Source organism: Streptomyces sp. NPDC001068 (assembly GCF_042897315.1).
GTDB lineage: Bacteria > Actinomycetota > Actinomycetes > Streptomycetales > Streptomycetaceae > Streptomyces.
Genome location: NZ_JBIAYD010000024.1, coordinates 43,989 through 62,670 on the forward strand (window position 1 = coordinate 43,989; position 18,682 = coordinate 62,670).

Consider the following 18,682-nt stretch of genomic DNA (forward strand, 5'->3'; position numbering starts at 1 on the left):
CCGGCTCGTCGCTGGTCCATGCCGTGACCGTGGTGCGGGCATGGACCCGCTGGGTACGGCGGTCGGAACACTCTGTCGCGCGGAAGCCGGAGGTGCAATCCCGGCGGAGGTGTGGATGCTCACACCTGAGCGATGCAGGAGCCGGAGGGAGCCCCGGACCTGCAGTGACATGTTGACACATGTTTACTGTGGTACGTTCCTTGATCGGCCGGTCCTTGCGACCCGCGTGTGTCCGCCCGTTCAGGTGTGAAGGCGGCACGAATGCAGATGAGAAAGGCGCAGGGATGTCCGCCACGCAGGTGCCGGTCAGAGAAAGCACACGCCTCTTCGGGGAACTCCTCGCAGTCCACGCGGTCATGGTCCGGGGCGCGGAACTGGTGGGCGGCTCCTTCACCCGGCTGGCATGCGGTGCGGACGTCGACACGAAGACCCTGGTGGCGACAGCGCGCTGGTTGGTCGCCTTCGTGCGTCATCACCTCGACGCCGGGGGTGAGATCCTGCGCCCCGCGCTGGGGGCTTGCTTCCCCGGCCTGGTCCACCGGTTCGACCGGCTGGCCGAGGAGGACCACACGCTGGTCTGCCTGCTCGACGACCTGGAGCGCGTGCTCCTGCGGATCGCCCAGGAGCGCAAGGTCGGCGGATCGGTGGACTGGGGGCATGCCATGAAGGAGGGGACGCTCGCCTCGCATCGGATCCAGGACGAGTTGGCCCGGCACCGCGCGGCCGAGGAACCCCAGCTGAGGTGGCTGTTCGCCAAAGCCCCGGACGAGGATCTTCCGGGGCTGCGCAAGGCGGTCACGGACGGCCTTCCGCGGAGCGGGGCACACCTGGTCTTCGGTCTCCTGGCACATCCCGAGCCGCTGCCCGGCGCGGACCGGGTGTGCGCCCGTTTCCCGGCGCCGGTGCATCTGACCCGGGGAATGCTCGTGAGCAGGTTCCGCCGGACTCTCAGAGATCTGGCCGCCGAGTGAGCCCCGTCCTTGCGGCGCCGGACCGCGGCATCGCGGGGTCAGTGCGCGGACACCGCGGGTGACGTCTTCTTGCGGGCGCGGTAGGCGGCGGCCTTGATCTTGTTGCCGCACGACTCCATGCCGCACCACTGGCGCCGCGTGCCCCGGGAACGGTCGATGTAGACGCGCGTGCACTCGGGATTGCCGCACTCCTTCATGAGCGGGACGTCCGGGCCGCTGAGCAGTTCGACGGCCTGCCGGGCCACGGTCGCCAGCGCCTGTGCGGAGGTCGCCACGGTGAGCCGTCCGTTCTCGGTGAGCTGGGGCGTGACCGGTGGCCTGCGCGCGGCGGCGTTGACCGTGTCCAGGGCCTCCGCGTCGAACCCCTCGCCGAGGCGGCGGTCGGTGACCAGTCGGTAGATGGCCTCCCGGACGGCGGTGGCCTCCCGGACGTCGTCCTCGTCGCCCGGTGTGACGGAGTCCACCAGCCCGGACTCCAGGTACCAGGCATTCAGCCGCTCGGGCGTCACGAACATTTCGAACCGGGTCGAGCGACGGGCGCGGAGCGTGGCGGCGAAGTCAAGGGCCGGATGCCCGCATACGAACACATGGTTAAGATTCACATCACCATTTTGACAGGTGACTTCTTTCGATGCAAGGTTCGTCACCGTCCCAGATGGTGCCCGCTCGCCTCGGCATGACCGGGATCCCAGGGCAGCCGAGGCGCTTCGCGCAGGTCGTCACTCCTGCGGCCGGCCCCATTCCGGCGTAAGCCGAAGTTCGCGGCCGTGCCACCGCCGGCGCAGCCAGCGGTCGTGGCTCGCCAGGACGATCGCGCCGGGGCCGGACCCCAGGGCGTCCTCCAGCTCGTCGCACAGGGCGGGGGAGAGGTGGTTGGTGGGCTCGTCGAGCAGGAGCAGCTGGGGCGGGCGGGCGACCAGCAGGGCCAGTGCCAGGCGCCTGCGCTGTCCCACCGACAGTTGCCCCACCGGTCTGTCGATGTCCGCGTCGTGCATCAGCCCGAGAGAGCCAAGTGGCACCTTCTGCGCCCGTGCCGCTCCCAGCGACAGTTCGTAGACCTCCCCGACCATACGGTCGGACCGGTCGAAGACCGTGTCCTGGGTGAGCAGTCCCACCGTCAGCCCACGCCGCCGATGTACCTCGCCCTGCGCGGTGAGACGTCCGGCGAGTACGGCGAGCAGGGTCGACTTGCCCGCCCCGTTGCCGCCTGTGACCAGAAGCCGGTCCGTCGCCGGCACGGCCAGCTCCGCCAGGGTGAGTCGGCCGGGCACCTTGACGTCCCGCAGCGACACCAGGGGCCGCGTGCCCTCTTCGGCCCGCGCGGCCAGGTCCGCGCCCGAGAACCGCAGCGGACGGGGCGGTTCGGCCACCTGGGCGCGCTCCAGTTCCTCCAGTCGTCGCGCGGCGTCGCGTACTCGGCGGGATACCGAGTTCTGCACTCGGCCCGCCCGGTGCCCGTACCCCATCTTCTCGTTGTCGGTACGGCCCCTGTTCGGCGCGACCCGGTGCGCGGTCACACCCGCCGACACCCGCAGTTCCGCCAGTTCCTCCTGTTCCTCGGTGTACCGCTGTTCCCAGCGCTGTCGGTCGGCGCGCTTCTGCGACAGGTAGGCGCTGTAGTTGCCGCCGTAGCGGACCGGGCCGTCCACCGCGGGGTCGAGGTCGAGCAGATCGGTGCAGACGGCATCCAGGAACGCTCGGTCGTGGCTGGCCATCACCACGACCCCGGGCAGACCGCGGATCTGCTCCTCCAGGAAGCCGGCGGCGGCGTCGTCCAGGTGGTTGGTCGGCTCGTCCAGGAGCAGCGCCGACGGCCGCCCCACCAGGAGCGCGGCCAGTGCCAGCCGGCCGCGCTGCCCGCCGGAGAGCGAGCCGAGAGTACGTTCGTGCCCGAAGGCACCCAGGCCCAGGCCGTCCAGCACCAGGTCGGCGCGGCGGTCAGCGTCCCAGGACTCCCGGGCCTCGGCCTGCTCCAGACGCCTGCCGTAGGCGTCGAGGAGTTGTGCGTGGCCGGGGTCGTCCTCCGGTGTGCGGGCCATCCGCTCTGCGAGGCGGTCCAGCTCGGCGAGATCCTCACGGGCCTCGCGCAGCGCTTCGTCCAGCACCGCGGCGATGGTCGAGGCGGCGTCGAACGGCATCTCCTGGTGGAGGAAGCCGAGGTCGGCGGGGCGCGTGACGCTGCCCGCGTCGGGTTCGTCGACGCCGGCGAGCACCCGCAGCAGGGTGGATTTGCCGACGCCGTTCTCTCCGATGAGGCCGATGCGGTGACCGGGCGACGCGGTCAGGGAGACGCCGTCGAGCACTCGGCGGCCGCCCGGGGCGCGGACGAGGTCGTGGGCGAGCAGAGCGGGCTGGGGCACAGGGACCGTCCAACGTCAGAGGGTGGTCGGCCCGCGGGGCACGGGGCCTCGGACGCGGGCCATGTCGCGCGCCCGCAGGTCACACCGCGGGGGCCGCTGTCTCCTTGAGTGATCCGTCGGCCAGCAGCAGCCAGCGGTTCACCCCGATCTCCGCGAGGAAGCGCTCGTCGTGGCTGACCACCATGAAGGCGCCCTGGTAGGAGTTGAGCGCGCTCTCCAACTGGCCCGCGCTGACGAGGTCGAGGTTGTTGGTGGGCTCGTCGAGCAGCAGCAGGTGCGGGGCCGGTTCGGCGCACAGCACGCAGGCGAGGGTCGCGCGCAGCCGCTCGCCGCCGGAGAGCACGCCGACGGGCAGGTGTGCGCGTGCGCCTCGGAAGAGGAAGCGGGCGAGCAGGTTCATGCGCTCCGCCTCCGGACGCTCGGGGGCGAACGCGGCGAAGTTCTCGGCGACGGTGCGGTTCAGGTCCAGCAGGTCCAGGCGCTGCGAGAGGTAGGCGACCCGGCCGCCGTTGCGTGTGATCTCCCCACCCTCCGAGGTCAGTTCGCCGGTGACCAGACGCATCAGGGTGGTCTTGCCGGCGCCGTTGGGACCGGTCAGGGCGATCCGCTCGGGGCCCCGGACGGTCAGATCGACACCGCCCGCGCCGAATACGTCCTTGCTGCCGAGGCGGACCTGCATGCCCTTGCCGAGGAAGAGGTTCCGTCCGGCCGGCACTTGGGTGTCGGGCAGCTCCAGGGTGAGGCGCTGCTCGTCGCGCACAGCGCGTCCGGCCTCGTCGAGGCGGGCCTTGGCCTCGCTGACCCGGGAGGCGTGCATGGTGCCGGCCTTGCCCGCGGCCTCCTGTGCGCCGCGCTTCATGTTTCCGGCGAAGATCTTGGGCAGACCGGCGTTCTTGAGGTTCTTGGCGGCGTTGCTGGCGCGGCGCTCGGCGCGCTCGCGGGCCTGCTGCATTTCCCGCTTCTCCCGTTTCAGCTCTGCCTCGGCGTTGCGTACGTTCTTCTCGGCGACCTCCTGCTCGGCGCGCACCGCCTCTTCGTACTCGGTGAAGTTACCGCCGTACAGGCGGAGTTCGTCGCTTCCCAGTTCGGCGATGCGTTCCATGCGGTCGAGCAGCGCGCGGTCGTGGCTGACCAGCAGCAGACACCCGGTGAAGTCGGAGAGCACGTCGTAGAGCTTGTGCCGGGCTTGGAGGTCGAGGTTGTTGGTGGGTTCGTCGAGGAGCAGGACGTCGGGGCGGCGCAGGAGCTGGGCGGCGAGGCCGAGGGAGACCACCTGTCCGCCGCTGAGGGTGCTCAGGGTGCGGTCGAGGGCGATGTCGGCGAGACCGAGGCGGTCGAGCTGAGCGCGGGTGCGCTCCTCGATGTCCCAGTCGTCGCCGATGGTGGTGAAGTGCTCCTCGCCGACGTCGCCGGATTCCACGGCGTCCAGGGCGCGGATCACCGCGGCCACGCCGAGTACCTCGGCGACCGTGAGGTTCCCGGTGAGCGGCAGGCTCTGCGGGAGATAGCCGAGCGTGCCGCCGACGGACACCGAGCCGGTGGCGGGTTTCAGCTCTCCGGCGACCAGCTTGAGCAGGGTGCTCTTGCCGGAGCCGTTGGGGGCGACCAGGCCGGTTCGGCCGGTGGTCACGGTGAAGGACAGGTCCCGGAAGACGGGGGTGTCGTCGGGCCAGGCGAAGGACAGGTTGGAGCAGACGACGGAGGCGTCGGACATGGAGGCGACCTCGGACCGGTGAGGGGCAGAGAGAGCTCTGCCCTGGGCAGACGTGGGAAAAGGGGTACGACGAAACGGACCACTGCGGCGGCGCTTCCGAGCGCCGGCCGGTGGCCGTCAGGTCCGGGTCTCACCCGGAGATGTCGTCGTCACCCGCCACGTCTGCGTCTCCTCGATACACGATCAACGTTCCCTGAAGCCTAGCATCCGACGCTCCCTCGGCCGGCGTCCGTCCGGGAACGGGAGACATCCGTACATGTGTGCCCTGTCTTACATGTCGTGTTGTTGACAGTGCGAGCGCGGCCGTGTCACCATCGTCACCAGTTTAACTGGTGACGCAATCGTGTGTGCGTAGCCGACAGGGCTCACACGTGTGGGCCCAACCGTCACCGCCGGGATCGCCGCCGCTTAGAAGGAGCACGCTGACCATGGCAGGAAAGCCGAAACGGGGGGCCGAGGGCGCACCGGTGGGCCGTCGGGCGATGCTGGGCATGCTCGGCGCCGGCGCTGCCGGACTCGCCGCTGCGCCCTACCTCCAGCGCGGCTGGGAGAACGTCCTCGCCGCCGCCTCCCAGGTCGATGCCACGGGCCTGACCGGCCTGCTGCCGAACCCGGGCGGCTTCCGGTACTACAGCGTCGTCGGTTCGGTACCGCGCAAGGACGAGACGAACTACGCGCTGCGGATCACCGGACTGGTGGAGCGGTCCAAGAGCTACACCCTCGACCAGCTGCGGGCGATGCCGCAGAGCCGGGTCGTGCACGACGTGGTGTGTACCGACGGATGGCGTGTGGAGAAGACACCTTTCGACGGTGTGCGGCTGGCGGACATCCTCGACGACGCCGGAGTGCGTTCCCCGGGCGCGGCGGTCCGCTTCACCTGCTTCGACGGCGCCTACAGCGAGAGCCTCACCCTTGAACAGGCCCGCCGCTCGGACGTCCTGGTCGCCCTAAACATGCAGGACAAGCCCATCACGCACGAGCACGGAGGGCCCGTCCGTCTGTACGTGGCCCCCATGTACTTCTACAAGTCGGCCAAGTGGCTGTCCGGAATCTCGGTCACCGACAAGGTCGTCCCCGGCTACTGGGAGGAGCGCGGATATGCGGTCGACGGCTGGCTCGACGACGCGGACCGGCACGATGACGCGGCCTGAGGCGGCCGGCCGGGTCCGCCGCTTCACCGCCGCCGAACGCTGGGTCCACCGGAGCACCGGCCTGCTGATGCTGGTGTGCCTGGTCACCGCCGCCTGTCTGTACCTCGGGCCGCTGGCCCAGCTCGTCGGACGGCGGCACCTGATGGTCACGCTGCACGAATGGTCCGGCATCTCGTTGCCGTTGCCCTTCCTGCTGGGGCTGTTCTCGCCCGCCTTCCGCGCGGACCTGCGCAGGATCAACCGCTTCGCGGTGTACGACCGGCAGTGGCTGCGCGCGGTCCGCAAGCGGCGCAACCGGCCAGAGGCGCGCCCGGCCGGCAAGTTCAACGCGGGCCAGAAGCTCTACGCGGGCTGGATCGCCGGTGCCGTGCTGGTGATGATGTTCACCGGCCTGCTGATGTGGTTCATGGGGCTGTTGCCCTTCGTCTCCCGTACCAGTGCGATCTTCGTCCACGACATCCTGGCCTGGGCGATCGCTTTCGTCCTGCTCGGACACATGCGCAAGGCCTACGAGGACCCGGAGGCGCGGCTCGGTATGCGGACGGGATATGTCAGCCGGTCCTGGGCCGAGCGGTACCACTCGCGGTGGCTCGGGGAGGGCCGTACGGGTACGGTGTCCAAGAAGGCGGACAAGGTGTGAAATGTCTCGTAATGAGAGGCAGGTTCGGCCGGAAGGGCTCATGGACGACCGCAGCACGCCCGACGCGGCGGACCCCCAGCCGGACGACCGGGGCCACGTGCCTGCCGGAGTACCCGGCGGCGAGCTGACGACGGCGCTGTGCCGCGCCGTGCGGGAGGCCGCCGACCGTCTGCACGCGGTGGCCGCCGCCGTCTACCTGCTGGCTCCCGGCGGCGGGGAACTGCGCGCCGCCATGATCGGTGGCAGTCCGCCGTCCGTCTTCACCCTGCCCGGCCGGATGCCGCTGGACTCCCCGTATGCCTCCGCGCGCGCCCTGGTCTCAGGCTGCCCTGCGCTCCTCGCGGACCCCGATCCTCTCGCCGACCCGCAGACCGGCGCCCTGGCCTATCCCTACACCGTGGCCTCGGTGCCCCTGGACCGGGACGGCCATCGCTTCGGTTCCCTCACCGTGTTGCGCACCGAGGACCGCGCCGGATATGACGACGCGGACTGCCGGCGTCTCGCCCAGGCGGGCGAGCGCCTGTCCGCCGTGCTGTCCGGCCTGCGCGAGCGTGGCGTGGCGGTGGCGCCGGGGGCCCTTCCCGTGCTGGTGCCGGTCTTCGGAACCGAGCCGGAGTCCGAGCCCGGGGACCCGTGCCCCCGGGGCGTCCCCGGAGCACCCGGCTCCACCGGGATGACCCTGCTGTACGCCCTTCAGCGGCTGACCGAGATGCTGAACCGGGCGACCACCGTGGAGGACGTCGTCGGCGCTGCGGAGTTCTGCGTCATGGCTCCCCTGGGCGCACGGGCGCTGGCACTGGCTTCTGCCGGCGGAGGCAGACTGTGGGTCCTGGGCCACAGCGGATACTCCACGGCGCTGGTGGGACGGTTGCACGGTGCCGCCCTGCACGGGGACACTCCCGCCGCGCGGGCGCTGCGGGAGCGGGCGCTGTTCGACTCCGGAGCGGTGGTACCGGCCGGCAAGGGTTCCGACACCGACACCGACACCGGGTCCGATGCCGGAGACGGTCCCGGCGGTGCCGCGACGTATCTGCCGCTCGCAGGCAGCCGGCATGTCGCGGACCTGCCGATGGCCGCCGAGGCCGAGCCGGTCGTCGGCGTGTGCTGTCTGTCGTTCGACGGGCCCCGGGCGTTCCCGCCCGAGGAACGGGCCGTGCTGACGATGATGGCCGGCCGCCTCGGCTCGGCCGTCCAGCGCATCCAGCTGAGCACGGGTCGGCAGGCACTCGTCGAGGGCATGCAGAAGCGGCTGCTGCCCGTCTCCCTCGCGGACACCCCGCGCCTGACCACCACTGCCCGCTACCGGCCCGCCCCGACGGCGGGCGAGGCGGGCGGCGACTGGTACGACGTGATCACGATGCCGGACGACCGGGTGGTCCTGGTGCTCGGGGACGTGGAGGGGCACACGTTGGAGAGCGCCGCCGTCATGGGCCAGCTGCGTACGGCGGTGGCCGCCTATGCCACCGAGGGGCACGGGCCGGCTGCGCTGCTCGAACGCACCGGATGGCTGCTGTCCCAACTCGGCACCGAGCTGCTCGCCACCTGCTGCGTGGTGGCCGTCGACACCGGCACCGGTGCGGCCGAGGTCGCGCTGGCCGGGCACCCGGCACCACTGGCCCGGCTTTCCGACGGCACCGTCCGCCGGCTGTGGTCGCCGTCCAACGTGCCGCTCGGTGTGCATGTGCGCGAGCCCTACGAGGCCCGGGAGCACCCCCTCCCGCCCGGGACGGTGCTGGTGCTCTACTCGGACGGCCTGTACGACCGGGACCGCGACGACGTTCGGGCCCGGCTGGACGCCGTGGGGCCGTCGACGGACACCGGTCTGGAGCACCTTGCGGACCGCCTGCTCCAGGACACACCTGGCAGGTGTGACGACGCCGCGCTGCTGCTGGCCCGGTATGAGGGAGCCGACGGCGGCGGGGCCCCGCGGGTCGCACGGCTGCATGTCCACCGGCGCGATCTGCGGGCGGTCCGGGAGGCCCGCGCATTCGTCCGCGAACGCCTGTGCGCCTGGGGTCTGGTGGACCTGTCGGACGATCTCGCGCTCATCACGTCGGAACTGGTGACGAACGCCCTCATCCACGCGGGCAGCGACGTGGACCTGCGGTTGCGGGTGACCGGCGGCCGGGTCCGGCTGGAGGTGCGGGACTCGGACACCGACCCGCCGGTGCCCACCGCCTACTCGCTCAGCGAGGAGGGCAGCGCACGGGCCGAGCACGGGCGCGGGCTGTATCTGGTCGACGCGCTGGCGTGCACCTGGAACACCTCGCCGAGCGGACGGGGCAAGACCGTGTGGCTGGAGATGGAGATCCCCGGGGCGGACGTCGGGACGGCGGCCCGCCCGGCCGGCGGCTGATCTGAGGCGTCCCCGGCTGTGGCTGGGCTGTGTGCTGACCGTCAACTGACTGATGCGCCCGTGCCCGGGTGCGGCCAGAGTGGGGGCCGGGCCGAGGTGTTCGGACGGTCCGCACACCTGAATTCGACACACCCTCTTCCGTCACCGCCTTAACCGGTGATAAGGTCTGGCTCAGTCTTCGGCGGACCCGAGGTCGTCTCGGGACGCCTGCGAGGCGCAGCGCTGCAGCGGATGCCGTCCGCGGTGAGCCTGCCGGCCCGTTTCCACCGTTCTTCTCGTGTGACGTGCACATGTGTTGTCGCAGCCAGGCACACACCTACTTCTTGGATGGGAAAGCAATGAAGAAAGTTCTCACTGTCCTCGCGGCCGGCGTGCCGCTGGCTGCGGCGGTGTACCTGCCGACCGCCTCGGCGGAACCGCTGACCTCGGTCTCCGCGCCCCCGGTCTGCGCCGCGCCGTCGGTGAAGGCTCCGTCCGGCACCAAGGTGGAGTCCGTGACCGTGGTCCGCCAGGCCGGCGGCACCATCCACGGCACCGGTTTCCTCGGCGGCGACGTATCCGACGTCCCGGCCTTCTGCCAGGTGACGGTGACTCTCACCCACCCGGGCGACAACGACCACGCCAAGGTGCAGACCTGGCTTCCCCTGACGAAGTGGAACGGCCGTTTCCAGGCCATCGGCGGCAGCGCCTACAGCGCCGGTGACAACGGCGTCGGCCTGGCCACCGCGGTCAAGAGCGGCTACGCGGCCACCACCACGGACGCCGGCATCGGCGACGTCCTCGACACCAGCTGGGTCCTCAACAGCAAGAACCAGGTCAACACGGCACTGCTGAAGAACTTCGCCTCCCGGTCCCAGCACGAGGCCGCGGTCGTCGGCAAGGAGGTCGTGGACGGGGTCTACGGCAGGCGCGCCGCCTTCTCCTACTTCACCGGCTGCTCCACCGGCGGACGCGAGGGTTACGCGGAGGCCCAGCAGTACCCCGACGACTACGACGGCATCCTCGCGGACGCGCCCGGCATCAACTGGGACGAGTTCGAGGTCGCCACCCTGTGGCCGCAGGTGGTCATGAACAACGAGAAGACCTTCCCGACCGACTGCGAGTTCAAGGCCTTCACCAACGCCGCCGTCAAGGCCTGCGACAAGCTCGACGGGGTCCAGGACGGTCTGGTCAACGACGCGTCCCGTTGCGACTTCGACCCGCGCCGCCTGATCGGCACCAAGGTCGTGTGCGACGGCAAGGAGCTGACCATCACGGCGGCCGACGCCGACGTGGTCCGCAAGATCTGGGACGGCCCGCGCACCGCCTCGGGCAAGAAGCTGTGGTCCGGTGTTCCGGTCGGCGCCAACCTGAGCGGTCTGGCCGGCAGCACGACGGGTACCGACGGCCAGACCGTCGGCGCGCCCTTCCCGGTGCCCGCCCTGTGGGTCCAGCTCTTCCTGAAGAAGGACCCCTCCTTCGACGTCTCGAAGATCACCTACGGTGACTTCACCAAGCTGTTCAAGCAGTCCGAGGCCGAGTACGACAAGGTCATCGGGACCGACGATCCGGACCTGTCCGACTTCCGCAAGTCCGGCGGCAAGCTGATCACCTGGCACGGCAGCGCCGACGAGTACATTCCCACCGACGGCACCGTGCAGTACCACCAGCAGGTCGTGCGGAAGATCGGCAGCGCCAAGAAGACCGACGACTTCTACCGTCTCTTCCTCGCCCCGAACACCTCGCACTGCGGTCTCAACGGCACCGACGGCTCGACCGACGGCCTGGCCGCGCTGACCTCCTGGGTCGAGCACGGCAAGGCACCCCGGACGCTGCCCGCCACCCTGATCAACGCCGACGGCAAGCAGGTCGAGCACGACCTGTGCAGCTACCCCGCGGTGTCCCGCTACAAGGGCCACGGTGACCCGGCCCTCGCCTCCAGCTTCCGGTGCGTCTCCCCGGCCAAGCACTGACCGGGCCGGCGACGACCCTCTGACCTGAGAAAGGCCGAACCAACATGAGCACGCAGACAGCCACGCCGGCGAAGGCCGCGGGCGAACGTTCCTCCCTGCTGAGGCTGTACCTGGGCCGCGGTGTCCTGGCCGTGGTGTGGGCCCTGGTGTTCGCCGGCGCCCACGAGGACGTCGACGCCGTGGCGATCACCCTGCTGGTCGTCTACCCGTTGATCGACGCGGTGTCCTCGCTGATCGACCACCGCGCCACCCCCGACGGATCCGAGCGCCGTGTCATCGCGTTCAACGGGGTGCTCAGCACGCTGGCCGTCATCGCGCTGGGTGTGGCCGGCGCCGGAGGTGTGGCACCCGTGCTCCACGTGTTCGGTGCCTGGGCCCTCGTCTCCGGGGCCGCCCAGGTGGTCGTCGGCATACGGCGGCGCGGTCCCGAACTGGGCAAGCAGTGGCCGACCCTGATCTCGGGCGGCCTGTCCTTCCTGGTCGGCATCACCTACAACATCCAGGCCGCGGGCGACAACCCCTCGCTGGACGTGCTGTCCGTGTACGCCACGGGCGGCGGGGTGTGGTTCATCCTCCAGGCCCTGCTGCTGGGCTGGAAGTCCCGCCAGCTGCGCACCCGGACCGTCTGACGGTCCCACGCACCCGGCTCCCGTCCCGGCCCGCGCCTCCACGGCGCGGGCCGGGACGTATCCGTGCGGAGGCCACCCTTGGCGCGCGGCGGTCGTCAGCCGACGCGGTAGCGCACCGGGAGGGACAGCACGCCCCGGATGATGCCGGAGCCGATCCACTCCAACGACTCCACCGGTACGGCGAGTTCGAGTTCGGGGACGCGGGACAGCAGCACCCGCAGGGCTGTCGTGGCCTCCAGGCGGGCCAGCGGGGCGCCCAGGCAGTAGTGGACGCCGTGCCCGAAGGCGAGGTGGCGGGCGTCAGGGCGGGTCACGTCCAGTACGGCGGGGTCGCCGACTCCATCCTGCGGGGCGTCCCGGCCCGCCGCGCCGAGCGCGACGACGACCATGCCGCCCCGGGGGACGCGGACGCCGCCCAGCTCGATGTCCTCGGCCGCGTAGCGGCTGGTGGAGCGCTCGACCGAAGTGTCGTAGCGCAGGAACTCCTCCACCGCGCCGGGCATCAGCTCTGGACGCCGGCGCAACAGCCCTAGCTGGGCCGGGTGTCGCAGCAGGGCCAGTACGGCGTTGCCCAGCAGGTTCACGGTGCTCTCGTGGCCGGCGACGACCAGCATCAGAGCCGTGCCGACGAGTTCCTCCTCGGAGAGCCGCCCGTCCTTCTCGTCGCGCACGGCGACCAGGGCCGACAGCAGGTCGTCCCGCGGATGGTGCCGCTTGTCCGCGACCAGGTCCGCCAGCAGCCCGTGCAAGCCGGCGAGTGCCGTGCGGTGTCCGGGTGAGGCCACCCGCAGCGCCTCGGCGGACCAGCGGCGGAAATCCAGGCGGTGCTCCTCGGGGATGCCGAGGAGTTCGGCGATGACTGTGGCCGGCAGCGGGGCGTTGAACGCCTCGACCAGGTCGGTCTCGCCCGCCTGCGGCAGCGCGTCGATCAGGTCGTGGGCGATCTGCTCGACGCGGGGTGCCAGCGCGGCCGTACGGCGCGGGGTGAAGGCGGCGGCGGCCAGCCGGCGCAGCCGGGTGTGCTCGGGCGGATCGGCCTCCATCATCTGCGCGCCGAGCCCGACCGAGGGCTTGTTCAGCACGTAACCGGCCTCGGCCAGGGCCTCGGCGGCGGGTGTGGCGTCCTTGAGCAGGGCGGGGTGGGCGAGCGCCTGCCGGGCCAGGTCGTGGCCGACCACCACCCAGCCCTTCAGCCCGAGGTGGAATTCCGCCGCGTGGATGGGGCCGAGGTCCCGCAGGCGGGCGTACCGGTTCGGTGCGTCGGCTTTGAAGGCGGGATCGATGACCACCCGGCCGTCCCGGTAGGGGCACTCCTCGTGGAGGCTCATGACGTCTGTCTCCCGTTCTCGTCCGTCGGGCCGTCGTCATCAGAACGAGTCGGGTGCCCGGGAGGTTCAGGGAGCGGCCCGCGCACAAGTGCGCCGGAGGGGCACGCGCGATGCGCGTGCCCCTCCGGCGCCGGGAACCGGGGGGAACTCAGTTGTCGCTGTTGAAGAGGGTCAGCACGCGCAGCACCTCCAGGTAGATCCACACCAGCGTGGTGGTGAGACCGAAGGCGGCCAGCCACGCCTCCTCGCGCGGTGCGCCGTAGGCGACGGCGTCCTCGACCTGCTTGAAGTCCAGGGCCAGGAAGCCGGCGCCGAGCACGACGCCGATGATCCCGAAGAGGATGCCGAGACCGCCGCTGTGGAAGCCGAGCCCGTTGCCCGCGCCGAACGCGGAGAAGAGCAGGTCGGCGGCGAGCAGCAGCAGGAAACCGGTCGCCGCGGAGGCCACGAAGCCGGCGAACCGCCGGTCGACGCGGATCCAGCGCATCCGGTACGCGAGGAGCACGGCGGCCGAGACCGCGAAGGTACCGAGGACCGCCTGGACGACGACACCGGGGGAGAGGTACGTCGAGACCGTGCTGGAGAGCACGCCGAGGAACACACCCTCGAACGCCGCGTAGCCGAGGATCAGCGCGGGGGACGGCGACCGCTTGAAGGCCTGGATCATCGACAGGACGAAGGCGACGAGGGCCGCGCCGACGGCGAGCCCGTACGAGTGTCCGAGGTTCGCCTCGTCGACCGGCAGCAGCAGCCAGGAGAGGACGGCCGTCAGGGCCACGGTGCCGAGTGTCGTTCCGGTGCGGACGATGACGTCGTCCATCGTGACGGCGTCGCGGGCGGTGGCCGCAGGTGTGTCCGCCCCGGGAGCGTAGGGGTTGGTCAGGTATTCGTCCGCCGGGCGTCCGCCGGCCGTGACGCCCACCGGACGGCGGGCCTGGGCCGGCTCCGCGGCGCGGGTGGCGCCCCAGCGGGAAAAGATCGGGTTGCTGGTCCTCACGTTCTTCCTCCTCGTCCGCCGCATACTCGCGGCCTGCGGCAAAGCGTTGTCCTCGGGTGCCCGGGTGGCATACGTGTGAGCGCGGCCACGCACCGGGCCGACGACGGCAACCCTGTTCGTCACCACTTTGACAGGTGACGCAGGGAGAAGCAAGCCATCCGCGAACGGATCCGGAGGCGGTCATCCGCTGGCGGTCACGCGGACGGCGCCGTCGGGCCGCCGAGCAGTTCCCCCAGGAAGTCGTCCCAGTTCAGAGCGTCCATCTCCGACTCGGCGGAGACGACCCGGTAGGTCTCGTCGAGCCACTGCGCCAGCGCGCCGGTGGGCACCTCGAACAACGCCTCGACCTCCTCCGATTCGAGCAGAAGCCAGGACGACGGCCGGCCTCCGGGCAGCGTGGGCCACATCCGCACGTCACCGGAACCGCTCATCGCCGTCACCCCCAGGCGCAGCAGCTCGCGGCCGACGAGCCAGACCAGGCTCGGTCCGCGTTCCGCCAGGAACTCGACCGTGATCACAGCTGGCATGTCCGGGTCGAAGTGGAACTTCGCCCGCATGGGCAGCCGCGTGAACTCGTCGAGCATCTGGTCCAGATCCAGGTACAGCGAGGGTACGAGCCGGGGCGCCGAACGCGCCTGCAGGGGTGACGGATCGTGGTGCATCACAGGAGTTCCCCTCCGTGGGACGAAGTCTGTGCTCACCACTCTTCGCCGGAGGAATGACGGGCACATCGGTCAGTTGACGGTCAAGGCGGGGGAGGCCGGCGGGCGGGTGACGGCATGACGACGCACCCGGAACGCCTCCGAGGCAGCCCGCGGGTGCGGGAAAGGTGCTGCGGACGTCTTCGACCGGCCGCCCGGAACGTGACGTAAGTCAAATGTCTGCCGGTGCCGTACCGGCGGTCGCCGGCAGGCGTCAGTAGACGCGCATCCGCATGTCCTCAGGAGGTATGTATCTCATACGGTGCTGTGTCCAAGGTGCCGTGAGCGCGCGAGACCCCGCCTGCGGAACGAAAGGGGAGAAGTTCCGCAGGCGAGGAGTCAGGAGGGGCGCGGTCGTGAGTGGACGGTGGGTCAGGTCACCGGCGCGAGGTTGGGACCGGTGGTGCCGAGTTGCTCGGTGGAGACCACCGGCGGCACCGGCCAGGTCACCCCCTTCGGCGGCCAGCTCTGCCCGGTCGCCTTCAGGAACTCGGCCGGCGGTTCGTACAGCGGCGGCTGGTTCCCGTCCGGGATCATCGAGGCCCACGCGATGCCCTCGGTACGGTCCTTGAACTCCTGCTTCATGGCGTCCAGCAGGTCCGGCTGCTCGATCAGGTCGACCGCGCCCGCAGCCAGGTAGCGGGCTGCGGACAGGAGCGCCTGATGGCCGATGTTGGTGGCCGCCGTCGCGGTGACACCCCAGTTGTGGTTCGGGATGCCGGGCGGGTAGGCCGCGGACAGCAGCACGGCGGTGGGCGCCTGCCAGCTGATGTCGGCGGTGTCCGTGGCCAGTCCGCCGGTGTAGGCGGCGGCCGGGGGAGCGAGCGGGGTCAGGTCGGTCGGCATGCCCACCTCGGGCTTGCCCAGCGACTTCTGCACGGCCTTGGCCAGGGTGTGGTCGGCGTCGGTGAACTTCGGGGCGCCGATCTGCTGCATGTTGTCGTTGAGCAACTCCGCGCCGGCCTTGTTCGCCAGCAGGTTCCAGGTCGCGGAGTGGAACTTGTGCACCAGCCGGGTCTGGCTGGCCTGTGCGGCGGCCTTGCCGCACTCCACGATCTTGTCGTAGAGCACCTGGGCTCGCGCCGGGCTGCCCTCGCGGACGAAGAACCAGATGGAGCACATGTCGGGAGTCACGTTCGGCGCGCCACCGCCGTTGATGATGGCGTAGTGGAAGCGGCCCGAGGGAGCGACGTTCTTCTCCCGCAGGTACTCCGACATCGTCGCCATCAGCAGCGCGCCGTCCAGGCCGCTCTTGTTGCCGAGCGGGGTGCCGCCGTGCCCGGAGGCGCCGAGGAAGGTGAAGGTGGCCGAGATCAGTGCGCTGGTGGTGTTCCAGAACGGCACCGTGATGTTGAAGGGATGCCAGTCCAGGAACGCGTCCAGACCGTCGTAGACGCCTTCCTTGACCGCGTAGGCCTTGCCGACGAGCTGCTCCTCGCCGGCGCTGCCGAACAGCTTGACCCGGGCCTTGAGACCGCCCGCCCGGATCGCCTGGGCGACGGCTATCGCGGCGGCGGTGCCGCCGGCCCCCAGGGTGTTGTGGGCGTCGCCGTGGCCGGCACCGTAGGTGGGGCCGTAGGCGTCGTAGTTGTAGACCAGCGGGTCGTGGCCGCCCACGCCCTTCTTCTGCGACAGGCCGGGCAGGGCGTCGTACTCGGCGTTGAACCCGATGACCGGGCCGTCGGTGCCGTAGGTGGCGACGAACGCGGTCGGGAAGCCCGCCGCGCCCCACTCCACGGTGAAACCGTTGTCCTTCAGCAGCTTCGCGTGGGCGAGGGAGGACTTCCACTCGCGTAGCGACAGCTCCGCGTGCTGCCACACGTCGTCGCTGAGCTTGGTGATCGCGCTCTCGTTGGCCGAGATCCAGTCCAGCGCGGTCTGCTTGGCTGCGGTGGTCTTCGCCAGCCCCCTGGGGGCGCGGTAAGAGGTGGGGGAAACCCCGGTCTTCTCGTCGTACCCGAGCGTCGCGGCGAGCACCGGGTCGGCCTGGAGGATCGCCGCCGTGGTCGCCGTGGCACCGAGGCCGAACATCTTCAGCAGGCGCCTGCGGCCGGGTTGGAAGTCGTTCACGTCAGTCTCGTCCTCGAAGTGTGAGGGCAGAGCCGGATGACCGGCTCCGTGACATGTGATCGTGACATGTCGCCAAGGATCATATGTGTCTACTCGTCGAGAATTCATGCGTCCGGCCGTCAACTCAGCCCTGAACAGCGGCGATTCAAGGGAAAGTGGCCGCTGGACCGGGAGTACGAGGCACCAGCATGTTTCCTGGAGCTGATGGGGTGTGAACCATCGAAGCCTGGGATCCGTCCTTGGATACGGAGGCAGGCCGCGCGGTCGAGGCGCGGCGGCACCTGGCGGCCGTCCTGTCTCCCCCGGCAGGACGGCCGCCTCCCCGTGCGCGCCGAGGTGCGCTGGCGGGCACCGCTGGCAGGAGGCCGTGATGAGCACCACCGATACGACCGTGCTGAGGGCCGGGGAGTCGCTGAACCTCCGGTCCCTCGTCTCGTCCGACGGCGTCTACGCCCTGGAGCACCGCCCGGACGGTACGGCAGCCCTGCGGGATCGTGCCGAGGGCCGGGACCTGTGGCACATAGGCATGCCGGGCACGGCGCCGGGACAGCTCACCCTGCACCCCGACGGACGTCTGGTCCTCGAGGCCTGGCCCAGGATCCCCGTCTGGGTCTCGGGCGACATCGACCGCAGGGCGGTCACCGCGACGGTCACCGACCAAGGACGCCTGGTCCTCACCGACCCCGACGGCGGCCTGCGCTGGAGCCGGGATCCCCTGAGTCAGAGCGAACTGGCGGCCTGCCCGCCGGCCACCGGCGACCGGCTGCTCCCCGGACAGCGGCTGTCCGAACCGCTCTTCTCCCCGAACGGCCAGTACCGGCTCAGCCACGACCCGGGCGGACTGACCACCCTCGTCTCTCCCGGCGAGCGCATAGACCGGGGGGTCTGGTCCTCCCCGGTGCGGACACCTGGCGAACTCATCCTCGGCACCGACGGAATCCTGCGCGCGGGCACCAACTCCATGGTCCTGCTGCGCTGGACCGGCCGGTACCGGCTGGATCCCACGCAGGTCCGGATCTCCGCGGTGGTGGTGCGCGATCAGGGAGACGTCGTGCTGCTCGACGACAACGGCGCCGAGTTCCACGACAGCCGGACGGCCGCCGAGGAGGCCCGGCTCGCCGGGCTCCGGCGCGCGGAGGCCCGCCGCCGGGCCAAGGAGGCCGCCAAGCCCCCGCGCCCGGCCGGAACCGGCCTGCCCCGGGACTGGTTCGACCTGCTGGACCTGTCCGAGGGTCCGTGCGCCCTCACTCTCGTGGAGCACTCCGACGAGCGGGAGATCCTGCGCCGGTTCGGCGCCCCGGCCGACAGCATCCGGGCCCTGACCTACGAGCAGTTGCTGAACGCGACGTTCGCCGAGCCGGACACGGACCCGCGGAGCGCGCTTGCGGTACGCGTGGACCGGCATGTCGTGGTCGTCGAACCGTGCGGCTCCGCAAGCCTGGAACGGGCCAAAGAGGTGTCGCGAGGCACCAGCGCGATCGTCCACTACCTGGACTACGACGGCTGGCAGTCCCTCGCCTGGTACCGGGACGGAGTCCCGCTCGCCCGGTACGGGGCGCGTGACTCCGGCCGGCTGGAGCGCGGGAGGGCGGCGGCCAAGGGCACCGAGCCGGCCGCTTTCGTGCCGTTCATGGAGCGGATCGGTGTGGGGGTCCACCGGGAGGACGAGGGCCGCGTCTTCCTCCCGACGGCCGTCGAGGTCGCCTGCCTGGCGGCGGGTGTACGGCTGCGCGCGGCCGACTTCGCGGGCGTACACCCTGGCGCGGTGTTCGAGCAGTAGCGGGCTGGCACGTCCCGGCTCCCGGCGGGGACA

14 protein-coding genes are annotated in these 18,682 nt (G+C 70.9%); 7 read left to right on the top strand and 7 right to left on the bottom strand.

The window, feature by feature from the left end; all coding sequences use genetic code 11:
- Positions 1-284: 284 nt before the first annotated feature.
- Positions 285-971 carry a hemerythrin domain-containing protein gene (locus ACFY3I_RS41460; RefSeq protein ID WP_390866138.1) on the top strand — a complete coding sequence of 229 codons (687 nt, stop codon included), beginning with the start codon at positions 285-287 and terminating at the stop codon, positions 969-971.
- A 38-nt stretch (positions 972-1,009) separates the two neighbouring features.
- Here the strand turns inward: ACFY3I_RS41460 and ACFY3I_RS41465 are convergent, their stop codons facing one another.
- The 3 genes from ACFY3I_RS41465 to abc-f all read right to left on the bottom strand — a co-directional run bounded on the left by ACFY3I_RS41465 (position 1,010) and on the right by abc-f (position 5,045).
- Entirely contained in the window at positions 1,010-1,573 is a 564-nt protein-coding gene (locus ACFY3I_RS41465) for a CGNR zinc finger domain-containing protein (protein ID WP_390866139.1), read from the bottom strand.
- A 117-nt stretch (positions 1,574-1,690) separates the two neighbouring features.
- A complete protein-coding gene (locus ACFY3I_RS41470; protein WP_390866140.1) occupies positions 1,691-3,331 on the bottom strand; it encodes an ABC-F family ATP-binding cassette domain-containing protein in 1,641 nt (546 codons plus the stop codon).
- 79 nt (positions 3,332-3,410) lie between these two features.
- Positions 3,411-5,045: a ribosomal protection-like ABC-F family protein gene (gene abc-f, locus ACFY3I_RS41475; RefSeq protein WP_390866141.1), complete on the bottom strand. Its 1,635-nt coding sequence runs from the start codon at positions 5,043-5,045 to the stop codon at positions 3,411-3,413.
- 428 nt (positions 5,046-5,473) lie between these two features.
- Between abc-f and ACFY3I_RS41480 the strand changes: the two genes are divergently transcribed.
- From ACFY3I_RS41480 to ACFY3I_RS41500, 5 genes are all read left to right on the top strand, one after another.
- Positions 5,474-6,196: a molybdopterin-dependent oxidoreductase gene (locus tag ACFY3I_RS41480; protein WP_390866142.1), complete on the top strand. Its 723-nt coding sequence runs from the start codon at positions 5,474-5,476 to the stop codon at positions 6,194-6,196.
- On the top strand, positions 6,144-6,836 hold the full coding sequence (locus ACFY3I_RS41485; RefSeq protein ID WP_390866143.1) for a cytochrome b/b6 domain-containing protein: 693 nt from the start codon (positions 6,144-6,146) through the stop codon (positions 6,834-6,836). Before ACFY3I_RS41480 ends, ACFY3I_RS41485 begins: the two co-directional genes overlap by 53 nt.
- A gap of 40 nt (positions 6,837-6,876) precedes the next feature.
- Entirely contained in the window at positions 6,877-9,192 is a 2,316-nt protein-coding gene (locus tag ACFY3I_RS41490; RefSeq protein ID WP_390866145.1) for a SpoIIE family protein phosphatase, read from the top strand.
- 338 nt (positions 9,193-9,530) lie between these two features.
- Positions 9,531-11,144, top strand: coding sequence for a tannase/feruloyl esterase family alpha/beta hydrolase (locus ACFY3I_RS41495; protein WP_390866146.1), 1,614 nt, complete (start codon positions 9,531-9,533; stop codon positions 11,142-11,144).
- Positions 11,145-11,188: 44 nt separating this feature from the next.
- Positions 11,189-11,773, top strand: coding sequence for a DUF308 domain-containing protein (locus tag ACFY3I_RS41500; RefSeq protein WP_390866147.1), 585 nt, complete (start codon positions 11,189-11,191; stop codon positions 11,771-11,773).
- A 95-nt stretch (positions 11,774-11,868) separates the two neighbouring features.
- On the opposite strand, the gene ACFY3I_RS41505 is transcribed toward ACFY3I_RS41500, so the two are convergent.
- From ACFY3I_RS41505 to ACFY3I_RS41520, 4 genes are all read right to left on the bottom strand, one after another.
- The gene (locus ACFY3I_RS41505; protein WP_390866148.1) at positions 11,869-13,101 is read right to left on the bottom strand and encodes a cytochrome P450; all 1,233 of its coding nucleotides are present in this window, start codon (positions 13,099-13,101) and stop codon (positions 11,869-11,871) included.
- A gap of 148 nt (positions 13,102-13,249) precedes the next feature.
- Positions 13,250-14,098: a Bax inhibitor-1/YccA family protein gene (locus tag ACFY3I_RS41510; protein WP_390866149.1), complete on the bottom strand. Its 849-nt coding sequence runs from the start codon at positions 14,096-14,098 to the stop codon at positions 13,250-13,252.
- Between the two features lie 194 nt (positions 14,099-14,292).
- Entirely contained in the window at positions 14,293-14,760 is a 468-nt protein-coding gene (locus ACFY3I_RS41515) for an SsgA family sporulation/cell division regulator (RefSeq protein WP_390866150.1), read from the bottom strand.
- 411 nt (positions 14,761-15,171) lie between these two features.
- Positions 15,172-16,869 (bottom strand): amidohydrolase, encoded by a 1,698-nt coding sequence (locus ACFY3I_RS41520; protein ID WP_390866151.1) that lies wholly within the window; start codon positions 16,867-16,869, stop codon positions 15,172-15,174.
- Positions 16,870-17,239: 370 nt separating this feature from the next.
- On the opposite strand from ACFY3I_RS41520, the gene ACFY3I_RS41525 reads away from it, so the two are divergent.
- Positions 17,240-18,649, top strand: a complete 1,410-nt coding sequence (locus tag ACFY3I_RS41525; RefSeq protein WP_390866152.1) for a DUF6461 domain-containing protein — start codon at positions 17,240-17,242, stop codon at positions 18,647-18,649.
- The last annotated feature ends 33 nt before the right edge of the window (positions 18,650-18,682 follow it).